The 23,433-nt window shown below is 73.2% G+C and carries 20 protein-coding genes and 1 pseudogene; 7 read left to right on the top strand and 14 right to left on the bottom strand.

Annotated features, from left to right (window positions below; translation table 11 throughout):
* A complete protein-coding gene (ftsY, locus tag SNR22_RS04915; RefSeq protein WP_320065235.1) occupies positions 1-1,191 on the bottom strand; it encodes a signal recognition particle-docking protein FtsY in 1,191 nt (396 codons plus the stop codon).
* A gap of 147 nt (positions 1,192-1,338) precedes the next feature.
* Here ftsY and SNR22_RS04910 point away from each other — a divergent pair, with 147 nt between their 5' ends.
* The 5 genes from SNR22_RS04910 (at position 1,339) to SNR22_RS04890 (ending at position 6,495) form a co-directional block, all read left to right on the top strand.
* A complete protein-coding gene (locus SNR22_RS04910; RefSeq protein ID WP_320065234.1) occupies positions 1,339-3,057 on the top strand; it encodes an alkaline phosphatase D family protein in 1,719 nt (572 codons plus the stop codon).
* A gap of 31 nt (positions 3,058-3,088) precedes the next feature.
* Positions 3,089-3,529, top strand: a complete 441-nt coding sequence (locus SNR22_RS04905; RefSeq protein WP_320065233.1) for a MarR family winged helix-turn-helix transcriptional regulator — start codon at positions 3,089-3,091, stop codon at positions 3,527-3,529.
* A gap of 115 nt (positions 3,530-3,644) precedes the next feature.
* Entirely contained in the window at positions 3,645-5,351 is a 1,707-nt protein-coding gene (locus tag SNR22_RS04900; protein ID WP_320065232.1) for an MDR family MFS transporter, read from the top strand.
* Positions 5,352-5,361: 10 nt separating this feature from the next.
* Positions 5,362-5,859: a universal stress protein gene (locus tag SNR22_RS04895; protein ID WP_320065231.1), complete on the top strand. Its 498-nt coding sequence runs from the start codon at positions 5,362-5,364 to the stop codon at positions 5,857-5,859.
* Positions 5,860-5,967: 108 nt separating this feature from the next.
* Positions 5,968-6,495, top strand: coding sequence for a DinB family protein (locus SNR22_RS04890; RefSeq protein ID WP_320065230.1), 528 nt, complete (start codon positions 5,968-5,970; stop codon positions 6,493-6,495).
* A 71-nt stretch (positions 6,496-6,566) separates the two neighbouring features.
* Here SNR22_RS04890 and SNR22_RS04885 read toward each other — a convergent pair whose 3' ends face one another.
* The 3 genes from SNR22_RS04885 to SNR22_RS04875 all read right to left on the bottom strand — a co-directional run bounded on the left by SNR22_RS04885 (position 6,567) and on the right by SNR22_RS04875 (position 11,314).
* Complete coding sequence (locus SNR22_RS04885) at positions 6,567-7,196, bottom strand: HAD-IA family hydrolase (protein WP_320065229.1); 630 nt, start codon at positions 7,194-7,196, stop codon at positions 6,567-6,569.
* Positions 7,196-10,810 (bottom strand): chromosome segregation protein SMC, encoded by a 3,615-nt coding sequence (gene smc, locus SNR22_RS04880; RefSeq protein ID WP_320065228.1) that lies wholly within the window; start codon positions 10,808-10,810, stop codon positions 7,196-7,198. The genes SNR22_RS04885 and smc overlap by 1 nt, the downstream gene beginning before the upstream one ends.
* A gap of 309 nt (positions 10,811-11,119) precedes the next feature.
* Positions 11,120-11,314, bottom strand: a complete 195-nt coding sequence (locus tag SNR22_RS04875) for a hypothetical protein (protein ID WP_320065227.1) — start codon at positions 11,312-11,314, stop codon at positions 11,120-11,122.
* A gap of 356 nt (positions 11,315-11,670) precedes the next feature.
* Between SNR22_RS04875 and SNR22_RS04870 the strand changes: the two genes are divergently transcribed.
* Together SNR22_RS04870 and SNR22_RS04865 are read left to right on the top strand one after the other, a co-directional pair.
* On the top strand, positions 11,671-12,906 hold the full coding sequence (locus SNR22_RS04870) for a CAP domain-containing protein (protein WP_320065226.1): 1,236 nt from the start codon (positions 11,671-11,673) through the stop codon (positions 12,904-12,906).
* 170 nt (positions 12,907-13,076) lie between these two features.
* Entirely contained in the window at positions 13,077-13,922 is an 846-nt protein-coding gene (locus tag SNR22_RS04865) for an endo alpha-1,4 polygalactosaminidase (RefSeq protein WP_320065225.1), read from the top strand.
* Between the two features lie 76 nt (positions 13,923-13,998).
* Here the strand turns inward: SNR22_RS04865 and mutM are convergent, their stop codons facing one another.
* From mutM to SNR22_RS04815, 10 genes and pseudogenes are all read right to left on the bottom strand, one after another.
* Positions 13,999-14,856: a bifunctional DNA-formamidopyrimidine glycosylase/DNA-(apurinic or apyrimidinic site) lyase gene (gene mutM, locus SNR22_RS04860; RefSeq protein WP_320065224.1), complete on the bottom strand. Its 858-nt coding sequence runs from the start codon at positions 14,854-14,856 to the stop codon at positions 13,999-14,001.
* A gap of 196 nt (positions 14,857-15,052) precedes the next feature.
* Positions 15,053-15,805 (bottom strand): annotated as a pseudogene (gene rnc / locus SNR22_RS04855) (ribonuclease III); the annotation flags it as partial.
* Positions 15,806-15,911: 106 nt separating this feature from the next.
* The gene (locus SNR22_RS04850; protein WP_320065223.1) at positions 15,912-16,895 is read right to left on the bottom strand and encodes a phosphate acyltransferase PlsX; all 984 of its coding nucleotides are present in this window, start codon (positions 16,893-16,895) and stop codon (positions 15,912-15,914) included.
* Between the two features lie 129 nt (positions 16,896-17,024).
* Positions 17,025-17,198, bottom strand: a complete 174-nt coding sequence (gene rpmF / locus SNR22_RS04845) for a 50S ribosomal protein L32 (RefSeq protein ID WP_266267178.1) — start codon at positions 17,196-17,198, stop codon at positions 17,025-17,027.
* Between the two features lie 5 nt (positions 17,199-17,203).
* On the bottom strand, positions 17,204-17,767 hold the full coding sequence (locus SNR22_RS04840; protein WP_320065222.1) for a YceD family protein: 564 nt from the start codon (positions 17,765-17,767) through the stop codon (positions 17,204-17,206).
* 110 nt (positions 17,768-17,877) lie between these two features.
* Entirely contained in the window at positions 17,878-18,375 is a 498-nt protein-coding gene (locus tag SNR22_RS04835; RefSeq protein WP_320065221.1) for a hypothetical protein, read from the bottom strand.
* A gap of 298 nt (positions 18,376-18,673) precedes the next feature.
* Positions 18,674-19,162, bottom strand: coding sequence for a pantetheine-phosphate adenylyltransferase (coaD, locus tag SNR22_RS04830; protein ID WP_320065220.1), 489 nt, complete (start codon positions 19,160-19,162; stop codon positions 18,674-18,676).
* The gene (rsmD, locus tag SNR22_RS04825) at positions 19,159-19,722 is read right to left on the bottom strand and encodes a 16S rRNA (guanine(966)-N(2))-methyltransferase RsmD (RefSeq protein WP_320065219.1); all 564 of its coding nucleotides are present in this window, start codon (positions 19,720-19,722) and stop codon (positions 19,159-19,161) included. The genes coaD and rsmD overlap by 4 nt, the downstream gene beginning before the upstream one ends.
* Positions 19,723-20,247: 525 nt before the next feature.
* Complete coding sequence (locus tag SNR22_RS04820) at positions 20,248-21,111, bottom strand: NAD(P)-dependent oxidoreductase (protein ID WP_320065218.1); 864 nt, start codon at positions 21,109-21,111, stop codon at positions 20,248-20,250.
* Between the two features lie 346 nt (positions 21,112-21,457).
* Entirely contained in the window at positions 21,458-23,362 is a 1,905-nt protein-coding gene (locus SNR22_RS04815) for a BTAD domain-containing putative transcriptional regulator (protein ID WP_320065217.1), read from the bottom strand.
* Between the last annotated feature and the right edge of the window lie 71 nt (positions 23,363-23,433).

Below are 23,433 nucleotides of genomic sequence, written 5' to 3'. Positions count from 1 at the left end.
TTACGCGTCGCGGGCGAGCGGCTCGGTGCCGAGCAGCGCGTCGACGAACTGCGCCGGGTCGAACGGGGCGAGGTCGTCCTTGCCCTCGCCGAGGCCGACCAGCTTGACGGGGATGCCGAGCTTGCGCTGCACGGCGATCACGATGCCGCCCTTGGCGGTGCCGTCGAGCTTGGTGAGCACCACCCCGGTGACGTTGACCACCTCGGTGAAGACCCGGGCCTGCTCCAGCCCGTTCTGGCCGGTGGTGGCGTCGAGGATGAGCAGGGTCTCGTCGATCGGCCCGTGCTTCTCCACCACCCGCTTGACCTTGGCCAGCTCGTCCATCAGGCCGATCTTGTTCTGCAGCCGGCCGGCGGTGTCGATCAGCACGGTGTCCACGCCGGTGGCGATGCCCCGCTTGACCGCGTCGAACGCCACGCTGGCCGGGTCGGCGGCCTCCGGGCCGCGGACGGTCTCCGCGCCGACCCGCCCGCCCCAGGTCTCGAGCTGGTCGGCGGCGGCGGCGCGGAAGGTGTCGGCGGCGCCGAGCAGCACGGTACGACCGTCGGCGACCAGCACCCGGGCGATCTTGCCGCAGGTGGTGGTCTTGCCGGCCCCGTTGACGCCGACCACCAGCACGACCGCCGGGACGCCCTCCTTAGGGGCGGTGCGCAGCGACCGGTCCAGGGTCGGGTCCAGGGCGTTGACCAGTTCGGCGGCGAGCAGGGCACGCAGCTCGTCGGCGGAGCGGGTGCCGAGCACCCGGGTCCGCTCCCGGAGCCGGTCGACGATGTCGCGGGTGGCGTCGATGCCGACGTCGGCGGTGATCAGGCTGTCCTCGATCTCCTCCCAGGCGTCCTCGTCGAGGTGGTCGCGGGCGAGCAGGCCGAGCAGGCCCTTGCCGAGGACGTTCTGCGAGCGGGACAGCCGGGAGCGCAGCCGGACCAGCCGGCCGGCGGTCGGTTCGGGCACCTCGACGGTGGGCGCGGGCGCCTCCACCACGGGCGGGGGCTCGACCAGGATCCCGGTGGAGAGCTCGGACTCGGGGGCCTCGACGGGCGGCCCGGCGAGGTCCTCCTCGGCCCGGGTGTCCACCTCCGTCTCCGGCAGCGGCGGTTCGGGGCGCCGGCGCAGCCGTGGCACCACCAGCCCAAGGCCGCCGAGGATCAGCACGCCGAGCAGGGCGAGCGCGATGAGGAGGTATTCCGTCATGCCGAAATCCTGTCAGATGCCGGCGGCGGCGTCCCAGCCACCGCACCCGACCGGCAGCCAAGCTGCGGGTACGCTCGCCCCGGCCGTGGCTGGCGGGGCAGCTGACCGGGTAGAAATGATGAGCTCGTCTCACCCAGGAGGTTCTTCATGCCGGCTTCCCGCCTGCTCATCGGCCCGCTGCTGCGCCGGGTCGCCGGCACGCGGGCCACGGTCTGGGTGGAGACCAGCGCGCCCGCGACGGTCCGGGTCCGCACGGCCGACGGCGCCGAGGGCAGCGCGGTCACCTTCTCGGCGTACGACCACCACTACGCGCTCGTGGTGGTGACGGGGCTCACCCCGGACAGCGCGACGACGTACGAGGTGCTGGTCGACGACGAGGTGGCCTGGCCGGAGCCGCGGGGCGGTTTCCCGCCCAGCGTGATCCGCACCCGGGCCGCCGACGACCGGGACCAGCCGGTGCGCCTGGTCTTCGGCTCCTGCCGGGAGACCACCCAGCACGCCACGGCGCGCAAGCTGCCCCCGGACGCCCTCGACGCGTACGCGCGGCGGCTGATGGCCGAGCCGGACCAGGGCGCCGCCCAGCCCGACCTGCTGGTGCTGCTCGGCGACCAGGTGTACGCCGACGAGACCTCGCCGACCGTGCGGCGGCTACTCAAGCGGCGCCGGCGGCGGCCGAAGGATGCCCCGGCGACCCAGGTGGTCAGCTTCGACGAGTACACCAAGCTCTACCTGGAGTCGTGGCGGGATCCGGAGATCCGCTGGCTCTTCTCCACCGTGCCGAGTGTGATGATCTTCGACGACCATGAGGTGATCGACGACTGGAACACCTCGGCGTCCTGGCGGGCGGACATGCGCGCGGAGCCCTGGTGGGCCGAGCGGATCGGCAGCGGGCTGGCCTCGTACTGGGTCTACCAGCATCTGGGCAACCTCGACCCCGACGAGATCGCCGCCGACCCGGTCTACGCGAAGGTCACCGCCGCCGGGACGGACGCCACCGAGGTGCTGCGCGAGTTCGGCGCCCGGGTCGACACCGAGGCCGACCTGGCCCACGACACCGAGCGCTGGCGCGCCGTGCAGTACCAGTGGAGTTACGCCCTGGACCTGGGGCGGACCCGGCTGGTGATGCTGGACAACCGGTGCAGCCGGGTGCTGGAGCCGGGGAACCGGGCGATGCTGCCGCCGGGCGAGTGGTCCTGGTTCCTGGACCGGGCGCACGGCGTCTACGACCACCTGGTGGTCGGCGCGTCGCTGCCCTGGCTGCTGCCGCCGGGCATCCATCACGTGGAGGCGTGGAACGAGCGGCTCGCCGACTCCCGGAACCGCTGGGTGTCGGGGCTGGCCGAGCGGATGCGGCGTGGCCTGGACCTGGAGCACTGGGCGGCGTTCCGCCGTTCCTTCGACGCCCTCGGGGCGCTCTTCGCCCGGATCGGCAGCGGCCCGGCCGGGCACACCGGCGACCGGGTCGGCGCCGGTCCGGCGTACCCGCCGCCGGCGTCGATCAGCGTGCTCTCCGGCGACGTGCACCACTCGTACGTGGCCCGGGCCCGGTTCGACGATCCGGGGGTGCACACCCCCGTGCACCAGCTCACCTGCTCGCCGATCCACAATCAGGTGCCGGCGCTGTTGCGCCCGCTGATGAAGCTCGGCTGGTCACCGGGGCCGGCCGGGGCGACCCGCGCGCTGGCCCGCGCGGCCGGGGTGCGCCGCCCCACGGTGCGCTGGCGCAAGCTGGCCGGGCCGTACTTCGGCAACGCCGTGGCCACGCTGACCCACCAGGGCCGGTCCGCCGAGGTGACGATCGAGGGGACCACGGGCGACGGGGAACTGCGTACGGTGGCCCACCGGAGCCTCGCTGTCGAGGGGTGAGGCGGGTCGCCGTACGCCGTACCCTGGCAGGGTGGACGAGCATCAGCCGGAGACCCTGCGGGCCGTGGAGCACGAACTGACCGCGCTGCTGCGCCGTGGGCGGTCAGTCTCCTGGGATATCGCCAAGGAGGTGCACCCCGACCTGGAGCCGAACGCGTACGGGCTGCTGCTCTGGCTGCGTCGGTGCGACTCCATCCGGCTGACCGACCTGGCCGCCCGGCTGGGGGTCGGCAAGGCGACGCTGAGCCGGCAGATCAACGCCCTGGAGGCGCTGGGGCTGGTGCGCCGGGAGTCGGACCCGGACGATCGGCGGGCGTCCCCGCTCAGCCTGACCGCGGAGGGGCAGCGCCGGTTCGACGCCGCCCGGGCGTCCCGGCTGGCGGAGTTCCGGCGCATTCTGGAGCGCTGGGAGAGGCCCGACGTGGAGAACTTCGCCCAGCTCCTGCGCCAGTTCAACGACGCCCTCGACTGATCTGGCACCGGCGCCGCCGGGAATGGATCCTCCTCACCTTCGGTTGTTGCTCGGGGCAACAAAACCATATGGTTGCCCTGAGCAACTACTTTTCTTCCCACCGGAGGCAGCCACGATGTCCCAAACGACAGCGCCCAGTCGGACGACCGGCGTCGCGATGTCCCACCGGCAGATCCTGGAGGCCCTCTCCGGACTACTGCTGGGCATGTTCGTCGCGATCCTCTCCTCCACGGTCGTCTCGAACGCGCTGCCGCGGATCATCACCGAGCTGCGCGGCGGCCAGTCCGCGTACACGTGGGTGGTCACCTCGACGCTGCTGGCTACCACCGCGACCATCCCGCTCTGGGGCAAGCTCTCCGATCTGATCAGCAAGAAAGCCCTGGTCCAGCTCTCCCTGGTGATCTACGTGCTGGGCTCGGTGCTGGCCGGGTTGTCCCAGTCGACCGAGTGGCTGATCGCCTGCCGGGTGCTGCAGGGCATCGGTGCCGGCGGCCTCACCGCGCTGGCCCAGGTGATCATGGCTTCGATGATCTCGCCGCGTGAGCGGGGCCGCTACAGCGGCTACCTCGGCGCGGTGATGGCCGTCGGCACCATCGGCGGCCCGCTGATCGGCGGCGTGATCGTCGACACCTCCTGGCTCGGCTGGCGCTGGTGCTTCTACGTCGGCGTGCCGTTCGCCCTCGCCGCCCTCGTGGTGCTCCAGAAGACCCTGCACCTACCGGTGGTCCGGCGCCAGGTGAAGATCGACTGGTGGGGCGCCACCCTGATCACCGCCGCCGTGTCGCTGCTGCTGATCTGGGTCTCCCTCGCCGGCGACAAGTACGACTGGATGTCCTGGCAGAGCGCCGTGCTGGTGGTCGGGGCGCTGCTGATCGGCGCGCTGGCGATCCGGGTCGAGACCCGCGCCTCCGAGCCGGTCATTCCGCCGCGACTGTTCCGCAACCGCACCATCACCCTGGCCACCGTGGCCAGCATCGCGGTCGGCGTCGGCATGTTCGGCGCGTCGGTCTTCCTCAGCCAGTACTTCCAGATCAGCCGCGGCCAGAGCCCGACCATGTCCGGCCTGATGACCCTGCCGATGATCCTCGGCCTGCTGATCTCCTCCACGGTGACCGGACGGCTGATCACGAAGACCGGGCGCTGGAAGCGGTACCTCGTCGCCGGCGCGGCGCTGCTCACCATCGGCTTCGCCCTCATGGGCACGCTCCGCTACGACACCAACTTCTGGCTGCTCAGCTGCTACATGGCCATCATCGGCGTCGGTCTGGGCATGACCATGCAGAACCTGGTGCTCGCCGTGCAGAACACCGTCGGCCCGCAGGACCTGGGCGCGGCCAGCTCGGTGGTGGCCTTCTTCCGCAGCCTGGGCGGCGCGGTAGGCGTCTCCGCCCTCGGCGCGGTCCTGGGCCACCGGGTCAAGGACTTCATCGCCGACGGGCTCGCCGGCCTCGGCCTTCCGGCCTCCGCCTCCGGCGGCAGCGGCCTGCCCGACGTGCACGCCCTGCCCGGCCCGATCCGCACGGTCGTGGAGAGCGCGTACGGCCATGGCGCTGGCGATGTCTTCCTGGCCGCCGCGCCGTTCGCGCTGATCGCGCTGATCGCGGTGAGCTTCATCAAGGAGGTTCCCCTGCGGCGGCACAACGGCCCCACGGCCGACGAGGCCGAGCGGGACTCGACGGCTGCCGCCGGGACCGACCGGCAGTCGACCGGCGGCCTCGCGGGAAACCAGCGGCGATCGACCGCCTCCGCCGAGCACGACCGGAAGCCGACGCTGGGCGCCGCCCACGCCGCGGCGGTGGTCCGCTCCGGCGACAAGAGCTGAGGACGACGACATGAGCGTGGGAGCGCCCCTCGACCGGGAGGACTACGGCCCGGCGGCCCGTCCCCAGCCCTTCGAGCGCGGCACGGACGGGCCCCGGGTGGTGCTGGTCGGCGTCGACGGCACCCGGACCTCGCTGCGGGCCACCTCGTACGCGGCGGGGCTGGCCCGCCGGCAGGGCGCGGGGCTGGTGGTGGTCTTCGTCAGCACACCGGCCCCCTACACGGCGATGATGCCGGGCCTGGTGGCCGAGTCCGTCCAGCAGACCCACGACCAGCTGGCCGCCGAGCTGCGCGAGGAGTGCCGCCGCGACGCCGAGGAGCTGGGGCTGCCGGTGACGTTCCTGTGCCGGCGCGGGGACGCGTACGCCGAGCTGTGCGCGGCGGCCGACGAGACCCTGGCGGACCTGGTGGTGGTCGGCTCCTCCGAGCAGGCCGGTCACCGGCTGGTCGGCTCGGTCGCCACCCGCCTGGTCCGCACCGGCCGCTGGCCCGTCCTCGTCGTCCCGTAAGGAAGGGCACCCTGTTAACGCTTTTTGTATAGGAAGGGCCCCTTCCTAACACCTCCGCCCCGGCTAATCCGGTCGCCGAATGTCTGGGGCACCGGCAAGGATGACCCGATGACCTGGAGAGCACCGGAGATCACCCGGACCAACGAACCGTACGTCGGCGACGAGCGCACCATGCTGGAGGGCTGGCTGGAATACCAGCGGCAGACCCTGCTGATGAAGTGCGCCGGCCTGACCGCCGAGCAGCTGAAGACCCCCAGTGTGGAGCCGTCAGGGCTGACCCTGCTCGGCCTGGTGCGGCACATGTCCGAGGTGGAGCGCTGGTGGTTCCGGATCCGGGCCGCCGGCCAGCGACTCGACGACATCTACAACACCGAGGCCAGCCCCGACGGTGACCTGGACGACGTCGCCGACGCCGACGCGGAGGCCGACTTCGCCACCTTCGCCACGGAGGTCGAGGCCGTCCGGGCGGCCGCCGCAGGCCTCTCGCTGGACCAGACCTTCGCCCGGCCCCGCGACGGCAACGCCGACGAGATGAACGTCCGCTGGGTCTACGTGCACATGATCGAGGAGTACGCCCGGCACAACGGCCACGCCGACCTGATCCGCGAACGCATCGACGGCGTCACCGGCGACTGACCGCCACCGCCCCCGACCGGGGGCAGCCGGGGCACCCACGCCAGCTCCAGCGCCGCCCGCAGGAGGCGCCGTCAGGCCCGCGCCGGCTCCAGCGCGGCCCGCAGGTAGCGCAGCCCCGCGGGCCCGTCCCACCGGTACGCGGACAGCCCGGCGGCCCGGGCGCCCCGAATCGCCCAGTCCTCGTCGTCGACGAAGAGAACCCGGGCCGGGGGCGTCTCCAGAGCGGCGCAGGCCGCCTCGAAGTATTCCTTCGCCGGCTTGTGCACCCCGACGACCGAGGAGTTGACCACCACGTCCAGCTCGCCGGCCAGGCCGAGGGCGGCGAGGTCGGTGTCGAGCACGTCGGTGGCGTTGGTGCCGAGCCCCACCCGCACGCCGGCGGCCCGCACCTCGCGGACGAACGCCAGCACCTCGGAGTCGACCTCGCCCCGGTAGCGCTGCCACTGCTGCACCGCCGCCCGGGCGCGCTCCGGACCGCCGACCGACCCGGCCAGCGCGTCGGCCACGTTGGCCATCCAGTCGGCGTGACTGACCTGGCCGGTCAGCACCGGCTGGAGCCGCCCCCACTGCATGGCGATCTCGGTGAGCACCCCCGACGAGAGGCCGTACTCCCGTTCCACCCCGGCGGCGACCGCCGGGTCCCAGCGTCGCAGCACCCCGTCGAAGTCCACCAGGAGCGCCGTCGCACGTTCCCGAGCCACTACTGATTCTCCTCGCCGCGGCCGTGCCGCTCGTTCTCCCCGTCGGCCCGGTTGAGCCGCTGGCTGATCACCTGGGTGACACCGCTACGCATGGTCACCCCGTAGAGGGCGTCGGCGATCTCCATCGTCCGCTTCTGGTGGGTGATGACGATCAACTGACTCTTCTCCCGCAACTGTGCCAGCAACGTGATCAACCTGCCCAGGTTGACGTCGTCGAGAGCCGCCTCCACCTCGTCCATGATGTAGAACGGGCTGGGCCGGGCCCGGAAGATCGCCACCAGCATGGCCACCGCCGTCAGCGACCGCTCCCCGCCGGAGAGCAGCGAGAGCCGCTTGATCCTCTTGCCCGGCGGGCGGGCCTCCACCTCGACTCCGGTGGCGAGCAGGTCGTCGGGCTCGGTGAGGATCAGCCGGCCCTCGCCACCGGGGAAGAGCACCGTGAAGACCTGCTCGAACTCCCGGGCGGTGTCGGCGAACGCGCTGGCGAACACCTCCAGGATCCGTTCGTCAACGTCCCGGACCACGGTGAGCAGGTCCCGGCGGGTGGCCTTCAGGTCCTCCAACTGCTCGGAGAGGAACTTGAACCGCTCCTCCAACGCGGCGAACTCCTCCAGCGCGAGCGGGTTGACCTTGCCGAGCAGGGCCAGCTCGCGTTCCGCCTTGGCGGCCCGCTTCTCCTGCACCGGGCGCTCGTAGCGGACCGGCTCGGGCACCGGCAGCCCGTCCCGCTCGGCCGCCGCGACGTCGGCCTGCGTCGGCGGCACGGGCTGGGTCGGGCCGTACTCGGCGACCAGGGTCTCCACATCCAGGGCGAAGTCCTCGGCGGCCTTCATCTCCAACTGTTCGATGCGCAGCCGCTGCTCGGCACGGGCCACCTCGTCCCGGTGCACCTGGCCGGTCAGCCGCTCCAGCTCCGCGCCGAGGCGCTTCGCCGCGCCGCGTACCTCCGCCAGCTCGGCCTCCCGGGCGGCGCGTTCACGCGCCACGGCGTCGCGGTGCTCCTCGGCGGCCGCGATGGAGGTGGTCAGCCGGGTCAGCGCCTCGCGGGCGCCGCCGGCCACGGCCCGGGCGATGTTGGCCCCCCGGGCGCGGGCGGCCCGGCGGGCCGCCGCCCGCTCCCGCGCGGCCCGCTCGGCGGCGGCCTGCCGGCGCAGCGAGTCGGCGCGGCCGGCGATCGACGAGACCCGCTCCTCGGCGGTACGCACCGCGAGCCGGACCTCCATCTCGTTCTGCCGGGCCTGCGGCACCATGGCGGCGAGTTGGTCACGCTCCTCGGCGGACGGCTCGGCGTCGATCGGGGTGGTCTCGGCCAGCCGGAGCCGCTCCGCCAGCTCGGCCAGGGTGGCGAGGTCGCGTTCCCGGGCCGCCTCCGCGCGGGCCCGGGAGTCGCCGAGCCGGTCGGTCTCCGCCTTCGCCGATCGGGCGGCGGCACCCAGCTCGGCGAGCCGGCGGGCGGCGGCGTTGCGGTGGCTCTCGGCCTCCCGCTTCGCGGCGGCGGCGTGCTGTACGACCTCCTTGGCGGCGGCCACCTCGGCGCGCGCGTCGGCGAGCTGATCCCGCAGCTCGGCGGCGGACTGCTCGGCGGCCGTCCGGTTGGCCCGGGTCTCCTCGACGGCGGCCTGCACCTCGATGAAGCTGGGCGCCTTGGCCGATCCCCCGGCGGCCTCGTACGCCCCGACCACGTCGCCGTCGGGAGTGACCGCGCGCAGCTCCGGGTTGCTCGCGACCAGCTCGGCAGCGGCGGCGAGGTCGTCGACCAGCGCCACGTCGCGCAGCGCCCGGTGCACGGCCGGGCGGAGCTCGGGCGAGCACTCGACCAGGTCGGGGGCCCACCGGGCGGCATCGGGCAACTTCGGGCGCAGCGCGTCGGCCGGGCCGGTCATGCCCGGCCCGGCGGGGCTGCCGACCAGCAGGCCGGCCCGGCCGGCGTCGGAGATCTTCAGCAGCCGCATCGCCTCGACGGCCTCGTCGACCCCGGTGACCGCGACCGCGTCGGCGAGCCCGCCGAGCGCGGCGGCGAGCGCCGCGGAGTGCCCCGGGGCGACGGTGAGCAGGCTGGCCAGGCTGCCGAGCAGGCCGGGCACCTCACCGGCGCGGGCGAGCAGCGCACCCGCGCCGTCCTTGCGGCGCAGGCCGATGGCGAGCGCCTCCTCGCGGGCCTTCTGCGTCGCGGCCTCCTTCTCGGCGGCCCGCTCGGCGTCGGCGAGAGACCGGACGGCGGTCTGCGCCCGCTCCTGCACGGCGACCGCCTCGGCGTGCCGGGCGTCGAGGTCGGCGTTGTCCCGGTCCGCCTCGGTGGACTGCTCGGCCACCGCGTCGAGGTCGGCCTGCGCGTGCTCGGCCCGGGCCATGGCGTCGGCATGCGCGGCGGCGAGCCGGTCGATCTCCTCGCCGGCGCTGGTGGTGCGGGCCTGGGCCGAGTTCACCTGCCCGGTGAGCCGGGCCAGCCCTTCCCGCCGGTCGGCGATCGCCTTCGCGGCGGCGACCAGTTCCCGCTCGGCGGCGGCGAGCTGCCGTTCCAGCTCCTGCCGGTGCTCAACGGCCTCGGCGAGCCGGATCTGGTCGTCGGTGAGCGCCGCGCGCAGTTCCTCCTCCTCCTCGCCGACCCGCTCGGCCTCGGCCTCCAGTTGGTCGGGGTCGCGGCCGGGTCGTTCGTCGTCGCCGGCGGCGCTGAGGTGGCGCAGTCGCTCCCGGGCGAGCTGCTCGACGGAGCGGAACCGCTCGGAGAGCGCGGAGAGCTTGTACCAGGTGTCCTGGGCGGCGGCGAGCAGCGGGGCGTCGACGGCGAGGGCGGCCTCCAACTCGCCGAGGCGGCCCTGCACCTGCGCGTGCTCCGCCTCGACCTGCTCGCGCCGCTCGCGCAGGGCGCTCTCGTCGGCGATCTCCTTGTCGAGCGTGGCGCGCAGGGTGGCCAGGTCGTCGGCGAGCAGCCGCAGCCGGGCGTCGCGCAGGTTGGCCTGGATCGCGGCGGCCCGTCGGGCCATCTCGGCCTGCCGCCCCAGCGGCTTGAGCTGGCGGCGCAGCTCGGCGGTGAGGTCGGTGAGCCGGTTGAGGTTGAGCTGCATCGCGTCGAGCTTCCGCAGCGCCTTCTCCTTGCGCTTACGGTGCTTGAGGACGCCGGCTGCCTCTTCGATGAATGCCCGCCGGTCCTCCGGCTTGGCGTGCAGCATCCCGTCGAGCCGGCCCTGCCCGACGATGATGTGCATCTCCCGGCCGATGCCGGAGTCCGACAGCAGCTCCTGGATGTCGAGCAGGCGGCAGGAATCACCGTTGATCTCGTACTCGCTCTCGCCGGAGCGGAACATCCGGCGGGTGATGGAGACCTCGGTGTACTCGATCGGCAGCGCGCCGTCGGTGTTGTCGATGGTGAGGGTGACCTCGGCCCGGCCCAGCGGCGCCCGCCCGGCGGTGCCGGCGAAGATGACGTCCTCCATCTTGCCACCGCGCAGCGCCTTCGCGCCCTGCTCGCCGAGCACCCAGGCGATGGCGTCGACGACGTTGGACTTGCCGGAGCCGTTCGGGCCCACCACACAGGTGATCCCGGGCTCCAGCTTCAGCGTCGTCGCGGAGGCGAAGGACTTGAAGCCCTTCACCGTCAGGCTCTTGAGATACACCTTCTCGATCCTCGTCCGGTGGCCGCCGACCGCCGTGGGCTGCGCGGACCTGGTGAACCCGCAGACTAACCCGGCGCCGCCGGGGGTGGGGCACGCGACCCGCCCCGGGCCACTGTCGGACGCGGCGCTCCACGCTCGCGGGGCCTGTCCGGCACGGATCGGACGATTTGCCGGACGGCACCTTGATCAATTATTCAAGATCAGGAAATGGTGGCCGAAGAAATGTCCCCGGACGTGGCGGCGCGCCGGCACATAAGTGTCGGCGCGCGGTTTTTCCGTGGTGCGATTCAGTTGTCCGACAACCGAAGATCAGGTCAGCGCCGGCTCGGCCAGACGAAGCAGATCATCCGCTTCCGCCGCAGCCGCCGCGAGCCGATCGTTCTCGGCACGCAGGCGCGTGATCTCGAACTCCAGTGCCTGAGCCCTGGATCGCAGTCGGGTGACCTCGTCGAGCAGCCGTCGATCGGACGCTGCACCTACGTGGCCGTAGAGGGCCTTCGCCATACTGACTCCTTGATTTGCGCTGCCGGAAAGGCCGGACCAACGCGCGCCCACTCGTTCGCGGCTGTCATTACCAGTATCTAGGCATGACCGGGCGCGACTGGCGACACCTACATATTGAGCCGACAACCCCTCATTCGTCAAGTTCCCGCAGGCCGTAGATCATCTCCACGTCGGCCCGGTCCACTTGTCGAGGGCTGCCACCAGGCACGGACACGCTCTGTCCGGACCAGGTAACTGTACGCCCGGAATTGCCGGATCGGACCACCGCGTGAGCCGTCTTCGCTTAACTCTTCCTTATCCACGTTGCCGCAGCTCGCACCGCGCCCGTAGGTTCAGCCCGGCCCGCAACCGACCCCATGGAGGCGACAGGCGTGTACGGCGCTACCGACCCGAACGACGCGGAGGGCGCCCGCTGGCGCCAGGACCCCCCGACCGGCGACCCGGCCTGGCTGACCGACCAGCCCGAGCCACGATCGACGTACCTGTTCGGGGACGAGCCGGGCAACCGGCGGCCGGCCGACCCGTACCAGGCCGACCCGTACCAGGCGGAGCCGACCGATCGGCCGTGGGCCGGGCAGCCCACCGCACGGTGGGAGCAGCCGGGCAACACGCCGTGGCGGGAAGAGCCCACCGGCCGGTGGCAGCCCGCGGGCGAGCCGCAGCCCCCGGAGGGCGCGCCGATGCGACCCGCCGCCGAGCCCTGGCGTGACCGGCCGACCGGGCAGTGGCACCCCGGGCCGGTCGACGGTCCGCCGACCCGGCCCATCCCGATCGTCGGGCGTGCCGCGTCGGCCGCCGGCGGTCAGCGGGTGGACCTCGCGGCACGCCAGAGCGACAACGACGGGCGACGCCGCCGATTCCCGCGTCCGCTACTGATCGGCGGGGCCGCCGCGGCGGCCACCCTGGTGGTCAGCCTCGGCGTCGGCGCCCTGACCCTGCCGGGCGGGGACGAACAGGACACCACGCCGACCGCGGACACGATCGCCGCCGCGCCCATCGTCCCCGGCGACGTCCTCGACTCGACGCCGGCCAGCCCTGCGGCCTCGCCCTCGCCGAGCGCCTCACCCACCAGCGCCCGACCGTCGCCCACCCCGAGCCGGACGGTGAAGCCGACCCCGAGGCCCGACCGGTCCACCGCCGCGTCGCGGGTCAAGGATCGCAACACCACTGCGCCGACCGCCTCCCGCAGCACCGCCGCCCCGACCGGCACCGGCAGTCAGACGCAGCAGGTCGTCACCCTGGTCAACGCCGAACGGGCGAAGGCCGGCTGCGGCGCGCTGAAGGTCAACAGCAAGCTGACGGCCGCCGCCCAGGCGCACAGCCAGGACCAGGCCGACCACCAGGAGATGGCGCACAAGGGCAGCGACGGCAGCGAACTCACGGATCGGCTCGCCCGGGTCGGGTACGCATGGAGCGGGGCCGCCGAGAACGTCGCCTGGGGCCAGAAGACCCCGGCCGCGGTGATGGACGCCTGGATGAAGAGCTCCGGGCACCGCACCAACATCCTGAACTGCTCCTACACCGAGATCGGCGTCGGCGTCGCGACCAACGACGGGCCGTACTGGACGCAGGTCTTCGGCACCCCGCGCTGAGCCGGCCGAGCGTGACCCCGCGCTGAGCCGGCCGAGCGTGACCCCCGCACCGACGGCGAGTCGTGGCGGGGGTCACGCTCGTTGCACCGGGTGAGGCCCGCCGAGGCGGTACGTGGGGGCGGCGGGCCCGGCCGGGCGGCCGGGGGCCGTCCGCTACCCGGGAGCTGCCGATGCGGATCCGGCTGCCGTCGCCCGGCATCGGGCATGGGCCACTCCGGCTGCTGCGGGCGCTCGTCACGCTGGCGCTGCTCGCGGCGGCGTACGGCTGCCGGCCAAACCTGGTTCCGCCGGGCGCGCCCACCCCCTGGCCGACCGCTTCGGCCCGGCACTGGCGCTGGCAGTGGCAGCTCACCGGTCCACTCGACACCACGGTCGACGCTGACGTGTTCCTGCTCGACCCGGTGCGCACCACCGCCACCGAGACCTCGGCGCTGCGCGCCCGGGACCGCCGGCTGATCTGTCAGGTCGCCGTCGGGTCGTACGCCGGCACGGACCCGGACGCCGACCGGTACCCGCCGGTGCTGCGCGGCGCGGCCGGCCCGCGGCCGAACACCCGCTGGGTAGACGTCCGGCGGTGGGAGGTGTTGAAGCCGATCCTCGCCGATCGGTTGCGGCTCTGCCGGGGCAAGGGCTTCGGCGCGGTGGCGGTGGCGGACGCCGACGGGTACGCCCACCGGCCCGGCCTCGCCCTCGACTTCGACGACCAGTTGCTGTTCAACCGGCGGGTGGCCGAGCTGGCCCGCTCGCTGGGCCTCTCCCCCGGCCTGCTGGGCGACGTGTCGCAGGTGGCCGCGCTGGCGCCGGACTTCGACTTCGCCGTCGACGAGGAGTGCGTCCGGCTGCGCCGGTGCGCGAAGCTGCTGCCGTTCGTCGACGCCGGAAAGCCGGTGTTCCACGTCGAGTACACGGGCGATCCGGCCGACTTCTGCGTGACCGCCGTCGGGTACGGTCTCGCCTCCATCCGCAAGGACCGCGAGCTCGACGCGGGGCGGACACCCTGCCCGGACGCCCCCTGACCGGCCGGCCCCGGATCCCGCAACGACATCGTCGCCCCCACCGCCGAGCGGGGGCCCGCGCCGGGGCGAGTCCGGGTCAACCCCGCAACGTTCCCCGGGGCCGGGGCTGGCAGCGGGGGCAACTGTACGAGGAGCGGTTCATGAACGCCTCCCGGCGCATCGGCGTTGCGCAACGCCGGCACGGCTTGTCCTCCCGGCCGTACGCGTTGAGCTCGCGGTCGAAGTAGCCGCTCTCCCCGTTGACGTTGACGTACAGGGCGTCGAAGCTGGTGCCGCCCTCCTCGGTCGCCTCGCCGAGGACGTCCCGGACGTGGCCGAGCAGCCGCAGCGCGGCCGGCCCGCTCAGCAGGTCAGTCGGCCGGGAGCCGTGCAACTTCGCCCGCCACAGCGCCTCGTCGGCGTAGATGTTGCCGACCCCGGAGATCAGGGTCTGGTCGAGCAGTGCCCGCTTCACCTCGGTACGCCGCCGGCGCAGGGCGGCGACGAAGGCGGCGTCGGAGAACTCCGGGTCCATCGGGTCCCGGGCGATGTGCGCGATCTCGGCTGGCAGCTCGGCTCCGCCGCAGGAGACCGAGAGCCCGCCGAAGGTGCGCTGGTCGACGAAGCGCAGCTCGGGGCCGTCGTCGGCGAACCGGAACCGGACCCGCAGGTGCAGCTCGTCGGCCGCCGAGGCCGGCTGGAGCAGCAGTTGGCCGGACATGCCGAGGTGGCCGACGATCGCGTCGCCGCTGTCCAGCGGCAGCCACAGGTACTTGCCGCGCCGGCGCACGTCGCACACCGTCCGCCCGGCCAGCACGTCGGCGAAGTGCCCCGGCCCGGCCAGGTGCCGGCGGACCGCCCGCGGATGGCGCACCTCGACGGCGGCGATACTTCGGCCGGTGACCCACTGAACCAGCCCCTGCCGGACGGTCTCGACCTCGGGCAGTTCAGGCACGGCCCGCCTCGCCTGCCGTCCCGGCGCCCGCCGGGTCCCCGTCGGCCACGGCCAGCGCCGCCCGGTTCACGATGCCCGCCCCGTTCATCCCGTCCGACTCGGCCGGCCCGACCTGGGCGACGGCCGCCGACCCCGCCCGTGCATCGAGCCCGGCCGACTCCGCCGGGCCACCCCGCTCGGCGGCGGCCCGCTCGGGGCCGTCGGCTTCGGCGGTGGCCTGCTCGGGCTGCTCCTGACCGGCCTGTGCGGTCAGCTCCCGCCAGGCCGACTCGGCAGCCCGCTGCTCGGCCTCCTTCTTGCTGCGCCCCTCCGCCCCGCCGTAGCGGTTGCCGGCGACCACCACCCAGGCGGTGAACGTCTTGAGGTGGTCGGGGCCGGTGCCCTCGATCCGGTACTCCGGGACGCCCAGCCCGAGCGCGGCGGTGAGCTCCTGGAGGCTGGTCTTCCAGTCCAGTGCCGCGCCACGCCCGGCCGACTCCGCCATCAGCGGATCGAAGAGCCGACGGATCACGATGGTGGCGGTGTCCAGGTCGTACTGGAGGTAGATCGCACCGAGCAGGGCCTCCAGGGTGTCGGCGAGGATACTCGCCTTGTCCCTGCCCCCGGTGCTCTCCTCGCCCTTACCCAGCAGCAGGTACGCGCCGAGCCCGTCCGGGCCCAGCCCGCGCGCCACGTCGGCGAGCGCCCGCATGTTCACCACGCTCGCCCGCAGCTTCGCGAGCTGCCCCTCAGGCAGGTCGGGGTGGTTGCGGAAGAGCGCGGTGGTGATCACCACGCCGAGCACCGAGTCGCCGAGGAACTCCAGCCGCTCGTTGGTGGGCAGACCACCGTTCTCGTACGCGTACGAGCGGTGGGTCAGTGCCCGCTCCAGCAGCTCCGGTTCCAGCGAGACCCCGAAGGCGGCCTCCAGGTGGCCGACGGGGGCACGCCGCCGCTTGTCGTTGATCATGATGCGGTTACCTCTTCGTTCGCGACTGGGCGGGCCGCACGCGACCCACTCCCCGGAGCGCCGGCGCGGGACACCCGGCCTGGTCGGGGCGGGACGGGACGGGTGATCACAGGGCCACCTCGGTGTCGGTGAGGTGGTCGGCGTTCTCCCCCTGCTCCCTGAGGGCTGCGGGGGCGCCGTCGAGCAGCGCGGAGACCTCCTCGGTGACCCGGCTGCGCCACAGATGGGCGGCGAGCGCGATGCCGGAGGCGACATCGCCCCCCCGGGCCGCGCCGTGACAGACGACGACCGTCCCAGCCACCCCCAGCAGAGCGGCCGCCCGGGGCGCGCCGCCGCTCGCCGGTGGCCCGCCGGCCATCGCGTACGCGCCCTCGATCGCCTTGAGCAGCACATTGCCCGTGAAGCCGTCGGTCACCACCACGTCGGCGGGCCCCCCGGAGGTGACGTCGTACCCCTCGACGAGGCCGACGTAGCGCGCACCGTGGGGCAGCGTCGCGGCGGCGAGCAGTGGGTCGGTGGTGCGCCGCAGCCGGTCCCCCTTGCCGCCCTCGGTCCCGACGGAGAGCAACCCCAACCGGGGCTCGACCACCGCGTGCGCGACAGCCGCGTAGGCCGTCCCGAGCACGGCGTGCCGGGCCAGGGTGGCGGGGCCGGGTTCCAGGGAGCCGCCGACGTCGAGCAGCACCACCGGGCCGGCGACCGCCGGCAGGGTGGCGGCCAGCGCCGGCCGCCGCACGTGCGGCCACCGGCCGAGGCCGAGGGCGGCAGCCGTGACGGTGGCGCCGGTCGCTCCGGCGGAGACCACGGCGTCGGCGATGCCCTCGCGGACGGCGGTGACCGCCGCCCGCACGGTGCTGTCCGCCCGGGCGGCCACGGGGTGGTCGGCCATGCCGACGGCGAAGCGCACCGGCCGGACCGTGACCCGGGCGCGTTGCGCCGGATCGAGGGCACCGATCAGCCCGTCGGCGACCTCGGTGGGGCCGACGAGTAGAAGGTGTAAGTCCGGGTCGGCGCGCAGGGCCCGCAGAGCGCCGTCAACCACGACGGCGGGAGCATCGTCCCCGCCGAGGAGGTCAACGGCGATCCGCACGGTGCCCGGCTCCGTCGGGACGCCGGCCGGAACGGGCCGGCCGGCGACGGCGGGAGCCGGGACACCGGGCGATCGCCAGGATGCGCGCGCCACCCGACCGGAAGTCGGGGGCGTCACTCGGCGTCCAGGTCAGACCTCGATGACCTGGCGGCCGTTGTACGTGCCGCAGACGGAGCATGCCGTGTGCGGCAGCTTCGGGGACTTGCACTGCGGGCAGGCCACGGTCGCCACCACGGCCGCCTTCCAGTTCGCCCGGCGGGACCGGGTGTTGCTGCGCGACATCTTGCGCTTCGGGACGGCCACGGTTCCTACTCCTCTGTACGGTTCAGTTGCGACAGGCTCGCCCAACGCGGGTCGATCTGCTGGTGACTGTGGTCGGCCGGCAGATCATCCCACTGCACCCCACATTCGGGGCACAGGCCTGGGCAGTCCTCCCGGCAGAGCGGGTTGGTCGGCAGCACGAGCACCACCGCGTCCCGCAGCACCGGCTCCAGGTCGATCAGATCGTCCTGCATCCGGCCCACCTCGTCCTCGTCGGTCGTGGCGTCCGTGGTGCTGTCCTCGTACGCGTACAGCTCCTGGACGTTCACGGCCACCGAGTCGTCGATCTCGCGCAGGCACCGCCCGCACTCGCCCTTGACGGGACCACTCACGGTCCCGGAGACGAGCACGCCCTCGGACACCGACTGCAACCTCAGATCGAGGTCGAGGTCCGCGCCCTCCGGCACGCCGATCAACTCCACGCCGAGGTCCGCCGGTGCCGGGACGACCCGCCGATGCGTACGCAACGCGCCAGGGCGACGCGGCAGGTCCCTCGTGTCGAGGACCAGCGGCGCCCTGGGGTTGAGTGATGAAGGCGAGCGTTTGGGCATAGTCAGACTCCGGCCGGTGAGAGGCCGACAAAGCAGGTTACCTGGGCGACCACCGGACCGTCGAACCGGGGGCGCCGCCCGCACCCGCCTGTCGGCTGCTGAGGTGCCGTTCAGAAGGGTAGCGGGCGATCCGTCTCGTCCCCACCGAAGGTGCCGATCTCCCGCAGGGCGTGCATCTTGTCCCGGCCACGCTCGATCGAGGCGAGCGCCCGGGTGAGGAACTGCTCGAAGTTCGCCAGGGCGGTGTCGACGTAGTCGTCGACCTCCTCGCGCAGCCGCTGCGTCTCGGCCCGGGCCTCGGCGATGATCCGAGCCCCCTCGTGCTCGGCGGAGACGGTGATCTCGTTCATCGAGACCAGGCGGGCGTGTTCCGCCTCACCCTCGCTGATGATCCGGTCGGCCTCCCGCTTGCCGGCCTCCATGATCTTGTCCCGCTCCTCGAGCAGGACGGCAGCCCGGCGCAGGTCGGCGGGGAACTCGGCGCGCAGCTCGTCGAGGACGGCGATCATCTCACCCCGGTCGACCATGCAGTTGTTCCGCGACATCGGAACGGAGCGGGCCTGCTCCACGATGGCGATCAGTTCGTCGATGCGATCGAGCGGGTCCACCAGTACCTCACTCCTGTCGTTCGTCGGCCGACCTACATGATGCGGGCCACGGCCGGGTTCTCGCTCGACCCATCATGTCGCGCCCGGGCCACCACCCACCGATCCGCCCCACCCGACCCGCCGTGTCGCCCGCAAACCCCCACCCCGGGTCGCCCCACCCCCGGTCTCGCCGATCTTGCACTCGCGGCCCTCGAACTGTCCCGTAGCGCCCGGTTCGTCCGGGCCCCGAGTGCAAGATCGCGCAGGTGAGGGGGGTGGGGGTGGGGGTGGGGGTGGGGGGTCAGGGGGGTCTGGGGGGTCAGGGGGGTGGGGGTGGGGTTAGGCGGGCCTGGAGTGCCTCGCGGACCAGGTCCGGGACGTGGGCGGAGATGTCGCCGCCCCACTTGGCCACGTCCTTGACCAGGCTGGAGGAGAGGAAGGAGTAGAGCGGGTTGGTGGGCATGAACAGCGTCTCCACGCCGGCCAGGCCGATGTTCATCTGGGCCATCTGAAGCTCGTAGTCGAAGTCGCTGACCGCCCGCAGACCCTTGATCAGGACGCTGGCCTGCTGGGCCCGGCAGAAGTCGACCAGCAGGCCACGGAAGGACGCGACCCGCACGTTGTCGTACGAGGAGGTCACCTCCCGGAGCATGTCGATCCGCTCCTCGACGGTGAACAGGCCGCTCTTGGACTGGTTCACCAGCACCCCGACGATCACCTCGTCGAAGAGTCGGGCGGCCCGCCCGATGATGTCGAGGTGTCCATTGGTGACCGGGTCGAAGGAGCCGGGACACACCGCACGTCTCATGAACGGCGACCGTACCAAAGGATGGTCTCGCCGTAGCGACGGCTACGCTCGCCCGTGACGCCCTCCACCCAGGGCAGCGGGCCGGTCCGGCTGGACCGTTCCACCACCACCAGGGCGTCCGCCGCCAGCCAACCACCGCCGACCAGCGCGGACAGCATCGCGGCGACCTCGGTGTCGGGCACGGCGTACGGCGGGTCGGCGAAGACCACGTCGTACGGCCCACCGTCCGGACCGGCGGCCAGCACGGTGGCGACCTTCCCGGTGACCAGCCGGGCGGCGGGGGTGGCCCGCAGCGCGGCGATGTTCTCCCGGACCACCCGGGCGGCCCGTGGGTCGGACTCGACCAGCAGCACGTACGCCGCTCCCCGGGACAGCGCCTCCAGCCCGACCGCGCCCGAACCGGCGTACAGGTCGGCGAAACGCGCCCCGGCCAGGTCGACGTGGGCCTGCACGGCGCTGAACAACGCCTCCCGCACCCGGTCGGAGGTGGGTCGGGTGCCGGCGCCGGGCGGCGCGGCGATCCGCCGGCCACCGAGCGCCCCGGCCACGATTCGGGTCACCGCCTGCTCCTGCTCATGTCTCGACGCTACGCGACCGGATCGGCGGCACGGGAGACACCGGCGCCCACTGTCGGGGTCACGCCCCGATCACCGAACGCACATCGATGATATCGAATCAATAACATCATTCTGGGTGATTCCTGTGCGCTGTGCCGGCCGGCCCGGCGGCCGGCGGCATCGCCGTGGGCAAGGCGGCCCTACTGGCGGCCGGCGCGGTGTTCTTCGTCGTCGCCCGTCGTCGCCGGATCCGCTTCACCGCCTGACCTGTCGAGCCGATCTGCTCCGCTGAACTGATCGGTTCGTCCGAACCGCACGTACCCGCGGGGGGGGGGGCCCCCCCCCCGGCCCCCCCCCCGCGGCACCCCCCCCCCCGCCCCCCCCGCCCGCGTCGCATCCCCCACCCCACCCAGGGCTGTCCAAGCCGCCCAGCGCCGTCGACTGGAAGTCGAGGTTGAGCCAGACCGTGTCGTCGTCCTGCTCGATGGCTGGCCCGCCGGCTGCGCAGCCTGGTCGCCCGCCCGCCGGCTAGCGCGCCTCGACGATCGCCACCGCGTCCCGGTCGCCGTCGCCATGCCGGACCCCCTCGGCGAACCGGGCCGCCGCTGCGGCCGTGACCGGCAGCTCGTTGCCCCGCGCGGCAGCCTCCGACACCGCCAGGGCCAAATCCTTGTGCATCAGTCGGAGCCGGAAGTGCGCCGGCTCGGACCGCCGGCCGCGGACCATCTCGGCGCGGAAGGCCAGGGTCGGTGAACTGAAGCCGGAGGCGGTCAGGGCAGTGAGGAACATGTCGCGGTCGACGCCGGCGCCGTCGGTCAGCCGGACCGCCTCGGCCAGCGCGGCGATCTGGTTGCCGAGGATCAGGTTGAAGGCGAGCTTCAGCGCGGATGCGGAGCCGGGGCCACCGACGTGCCGGACCTCCTGGCCGATCGTGTCGAGCACCGTGCGCACCTCGGCGACGTCCTCCTCCCGGCCTGCGGTGAACACCCGCAGCGCACCGGACTGGGCCATCGCCGGGTTGCCGAGCACGCACGCCTCGACCCGCCGGACGCCCTCCTTGGCCAGTCGCCGGCCCGCCTCGATCGCGTAGGCCGGCGAGACGGTGGAGGTGTCCACGACGATGGCGTCCGCGCGCAGCCGACCGACGAGCTGCCCAAAGAGGATCTCCTCGACCGCCTGCTCGTCGCTGAGGCTGAGCACCACGACGCGAGTGCCGTCCGCCGCCTCCGCCGGGGAGTTCACCACCCGGGCACCCGCCGCGGCCAGCGGCTCGGCGCGGGACCGGGTCCGATTGAACACCGTGATCGAAAAGCCGGCCGTACACAGTGCGCGGGCCATCCCGCCGCCCATCGCGCCGAGACCGATGAAGGCCAGGTCCTCGTGGTTGCTCACTGGGTCTCCGTTCGCCGTGGCAATGCGGTGGTGAGGCCCCGATGGTGACGGGCCACGCTCGACTCCGGTTGGACCGCCCGTGGTGGGCGGACCGCGGCCGGCAGGTCGTCCGGCGAACGCCGGCACCGGCAAGTAACCTGGGGATTCGCGCCCACGGGTCGCGAGAGGGGATGGACGGCGATTGTTCCCCGCGGGTGTCGAGCTCGGCTCGAGCCGCCGCTGGGCCGCCGGCCGACCAGGTCCGGGCACCGGCGCACCGGCGCACCGGCCGGTCGTCAGGCAACGGAAGCGGTGGTCCCGGTGGCATCCACCCGGAACCGGGTGGATCGGCGCGGGACCGGCTGGCTCAGGCCGGCGGGCGGCGCAACCCGGCGATGTCCTCCAGCGCGTCGTCAGGCTGCTCGCGGGCGTACAGCCGGCTCAGCCGGTGCAGCCGATAGCGGGGGTCGCCCCGCCCCCGCCGCGCGCTCAGCTCCAGCAGGTGGCAGCCGACCAGCCGGCTGAACTGCGCCTCGACCGTGTCGAGCGACTCGCCGAGGAGCCCGGCCACCGTCGAGACGGTGAACTCCTGCGCGGGCAGCAGGCTGAGCAGGCGCAGTGCCCGGCGCTCGCCGACGCCCAGCTGGGAGTAGCTGCTGTCGTAGCGGGCCCGTACGTCGATCTCGGCGAACCGGAACTCGTCGATCGGGGTGACGCCGGAGGCGATCCGGGCGGCCAGCTTCCGCAGCGACCAGGTCGGGTTGGCGATCAGCCGGGTACCCACCGAACGCAGCGCAAGCGGCAGCCGCCCGCTGAGTTCGATGATCGCCTCGGCGTGGTCGTTCTCGGCCTTCACCCGGTCCTCGCCGATGATCCGACCGAGCAGCTCGACGCCCTCCTCGACGTCCATCGTGCCCAGCTCGATCGGGCGCGGCCCGGGCACGCCCTGTGGCCCGCACCGGCTGGTGATGACCACCGCGCAGGTCGGGGACGCCGGCAGCAGCGGCATCACCTGGTGGGCCGCGTCGGCGTCGTCGAGCACGATCAGCACCCGGCGGTTGTGGGTCCAGGTACGCCACATCTTGCCCCGCTCCCCGGCGTCGTCGGCACCGGGAATCTGGTGCTCCGGAAAGCCGGCCGCCCGCAGGAAGCCGGCGAGCACGTCGCTCGGCGAGGCCGGGCGGGTGGTCGCGCCGCGCAGGTCGGCGAAGAGCTGGCCGTCCGGGAACCGGGACCGCTCGAGGTGCCCGGCCCGCAGCGCCAGGGTGGTCTTGCCGACCCCGGGCATGCCGCATATCGACACCACCCGGGCGGTCGTGCGGTCCTCCTCCTCGGTGGTGATCATCCGGCGCACGTGGGCGAGGGTCGCCGGGCGCCCGGTGAAGTCGGGCAGGTCCGGCGGGAGCTGCGCCGGCATCACCGGCAGCGGCGCGTACGACCGTTCGACCACCACCGTCAGCGGCGCGGCGGCCGGCCCGGCGGCGTCGACTGGCTCGTCGGCGTCGCCGGTGTCGGCCGACAGCAGCGACTGGTGCAGCCGCTGCACGGCCGGCGACGGTTCGAGCCCGAGTTCCTTGGTGAACACCGCCCGCAGCCGCCGGTACGCCTCCAGCGCCTCGTGTCGGCGTCCGGAGCGGTACAGCGCGGTCATCAGCGCGGAGTAGAACCGCTCGTGCAGCGAATATGTGAAGGTGAGCATCTTGAGTTCGCTGATCAGCCGCTGGTGGTGGCCGAGCAGCATGTCGGCCTCGATACGCGACTCCAGCGTGCGCAGCCGCTCCTCCTCGAGCCGGGTCACGTACGCGGAGAGGATGTCGCCGGCCACGACCCCGGCCAGGGCCTGCCCGTGCCAGAGCCCGAGCGCCCGGGTGAGCAGCTCGGAGGCCCGCTCGGGCTCGTCCCGCTCGAGCGCGGACCGACCGGCGGACGACAGCGCGTCGAAGTCGTACGCGTCGATCGTCTCCTCTTCGATCTCCAGCAGGTAGCCCGAGGGCCGGGTGTGCACCCGGCCCAGGCCGTTCTGATCGACCACGTCCTTGCGGAGTTTGTAGATGTAGGTCTGCAGGGTGGTGAGCGCGCTCTCCGGCGGGCGATCCCCCCACAGCTCGTCGATCAACTCGGTCACCTGCACGAGATAGTTTCGGCGGGCCAGCAGAAAGGCCAGCACCTGCCGGATCTTTGGTGCGGTGGGGGTGATGTCGCGCCCGTCGTGCAGCACGGTCAGTGGTCCGAGCAGGCGGAAATGGTGCGCGCCGACAGACGCGATCTTCATCTGATCTCCCCCAAGATGTCCGGTCACCCGACGGCGCTGAAGCTATGGCCCACCGCTAGAAGACCACTCGA

This window comes from Micromonospora sp. RTGN7 (assembly GCF_033804645.1).
Lineage (GTDB): Bacteria > Actinomycetota > Actinomycetes > Mycobacteriales > Micromonosporaceae > Micromonospora.
This window is presented reverse-complemented; position numbering and strand designations above follow the sequence as displayed.